Genomic DNA, 2,870 nt, shown 5'->3' with positions numbered 1-2,870 from the left:
ATTGTCCGGCGGTGTCCTACTCTCCCACACCCTCACGAGTGCAGTACCATCGGCGCTGGAGGGCTTAGCTTCCGGGTTCGGAATGTTACCGGGCGTTTCCCCTCCGCCATGACCGCCGTAACACTATCGACATATCAAACAACACCAACCACAGGGCGTGTTGTTCGTTTGTCTAGAGTTGCACAGTGGACGCGTAGCATCTTCGTAGTCAAGTCCTCGGCCTATTAGTACCGGTCAACTGAACCCGTTACCGGGCTTACATTTCCGGCCTATCAACCCAGTCGTCTAGCTGGGGGCCTTACCCCACCAAAGGTGGGTGGGATACCTCATCTTGAAGCAGGCTTCCCGCTTAGATGCTTTCAGCGGTTATCCCTTCCGAACGTAGCTAACCAGCCGTGCCCCTGGCGGGACAACTGGCACACCAGAGGTTCGTCCGTCCCGGTCCTCTCGTACTAGGGACAGCCCTTCTCAAGTATCCTACGCGCACGGCGGATAGGGACCGAACTGTCTCACGACGTTCTAAACCCAGCTCGCGTACCGCTTTAATGGGCGAACAGCCCAACCCTTGGGACCTGCTACAGCCCCAGGATGCGACGAGCCGACATCGAGGTGCCAAACCATCCCGTCGATATGGACTCTTGGGGAAGATCAGCCTGTTATCCCCGGGGTACCTTTTATCCGTTGAGCGACACCGCTTCCACATGCCAGTGCCGGATCACTAGTCCCGACTTTCGTCCCTGCTCGACCTGTCAGTCTCACAGTCAAGCTCCCTTGTGCACTTGCACTCAACACCTGATTGCCAACCAGGCTGAGGGAACCTTTGGGCGCCTCCGTTACCCTTTAGGAGGCAACCGCCCCAGTTAAACTACCCACCAGACACTGTCCCTGAACCGGATAACGGTCCGAAGTTAGATACCCGAATCAACCAGAGTGGTATTTCAAGATTGCCTCCACCCATACTGGCGTATGGACTTCACCGGCTCCCACCTATCCTACACAAGCTAACTCAAATACCAATGTCAAGCTATAGTAAAGGTCCCGGGGTCTTTCCGTCCTGCCGCGCGTAACGAGCATCTTTACTCGTACTGCAATTTCGCCGGGCCTGTGGTTGAGACAGTGGGGAAGTCGTTACGCCATTCGTGCAGGTCGGAACTTACCCGACAAGGAATTTCGCTACCTTAGGATGGTTATAGTTACCACCGCCGTTTACTGGCGCTTAAGTTCTCCGCTTCGCCCCGAAGAGCTAACAGGTCCCCTTAACGTTCCAGCACCGGGCAGGCGTCAGTCCATATACATCGAATTACTTCTTCGCATGGACCTGTGTTTTTAGTAAACAGTCGCTTCCCCCTGCTCTCTGCGGCCATACAACGCTCCACCCGCGCGGGGCTTCACGTCTCCGGCCCCCCTTCTCCCTAAGTTACGGGGGCAATTTGCCGAGTTCCTTAACCACAGTTCGCCCGATCGCCTCGGTATTCTCTACCTGACCACCTGTGTCGGTTTGGGGTACGGGCCGCTAAGAACTCGCTAGAGGCTTTTCTCGGCAGCATAGGATCACTGACTTCACCTGAATCGGCTCGGCATCACGTCTCAGCCACAAGGTGTGCGGATTTGCCTACACACCGGCCTACACGCTTACCCCGGCACAACCACCGGCCGGGCTCAGCTACCTTCCTGCGTCACCCCATCGCTTGACTACTACCCGCCAGGTTCCCACGCTCCCCACCATTGACCCGAAGGCCGCCGGCAGTTCGGATGGTTAGCACAACGAGGTTCATCAGGGACGCTCTTTCGCGGGTACGGGAATATCAACCCGTTGTCCATCGACTACGCCTCTCGGCCTCGCCTTAGGTCCCGACTCACCCAGGGCGGATTAGCCTGGCCCTGGAACCCTTGGTCATCCGGCGGAAGGGTTTCTCACCCTTCTTTCGCTACTCATGCCTGCATTCTCACTCGTGCCGCGTCCACAACTCGATCACTCGGCTGCTTCACCCCCGGCACGACGCTCCCCTACCCATCCACACACCTGCACAACACATCAAGGCGTCGCGTGGTTAAAATGTGAATGCCACAGCTTCGGCGGTGTGCTTGAGCCCCGCTACATTGTCGGCGCGGAACCACTTGACCAGTGAGCTATTACGCACTCTTTAAAGGGTGGCTGCTTCTAAGCCAACCTCCTGGTTGTCTATGCGACCCCACATCCTTTTCCACTTAGCACACGCTTAGGGGCCTTAGCTGGTGATCTGGGCTGTTTCCCTCTCGACTACGAAGCTTATCCCCCGCAGTCTCACTGCCGCGCTCTCACTTACCGGCATTCGGAGTTTAGCTGATTTCGGTAAGCTTGTGGGCCCCCTAGACCATCCAGTGCTCTACCTCCGGCAAGAAACACACGACGCTGCACCTAAATGCATTTCGGGGAGAACCAGCTATCACGGAGTTTGATTGGCCTTTCACCCCTAACCACAGGTCATCCCCCAACTTTTCAACGTTGGTGGGTTCGGCCCTCCACACGGTCTTACCCGCGCTTCAGCCTGCCCATGGCTAGATCACTCCGCTTCGGGTCTAGAGCATGCGACTCAAACGCCCTATTCAGACTCGCTTTCGCTACGGCTCCCCCACACGGGTTAACCTCGCCACATGCCACTAACTCGCAGGCTCATTCTTCAAAAGGCACGCCGTCACCCCGCAAGGCTCCGACGGATTGTAGGCGAACGGTTTCAGGTACTATTTCACTCCCCTCCCGGGGTACTTTTCACCATTCCCTCACGGTACTCGTCCGCTATCGGTCACCAGGAAGTATTTAGGCTTACCAGGTGGTCCTGGCAGATTCACGGCAGATTTCAGGGGTCCGCCGCTACTCGGGAACACCCACA

At 56.9% G+C, this 2,870-nt stretch carries 2 rRNA genes (1 of these 2 cut by a window edge); both read right to left on the bottom strand.

Annotated features, from left to right (window positions below):
- Positions 1–3 precede the first annotated feature (3 nt).
- Positions 4–120, bottom strand: a 5S ribosomal RNA gene (rrf, locus tag E1182_RS28865).
- An 84-nt stretch (positions 121–204) separates the two neighbouring features.
- Positions 205–2,870 (bottom strand): 23S ribosomal RNA (locus E1182_RS28860) (it continues 442 nt past the right edge of the window).

It is taken from the genome of Micromonospora sp. KC721, assembly GCF_004348355.1.
GTDB lineage: Bacteria > Actinomycetota > Actinomycetes > Mycobacteriales > Micromonosporaceae > Micromonospora.
Note: the sequence above shows the minus strand (reverse complement) of the source record. Positions and strands in the feature narration are given on the sequence as shown.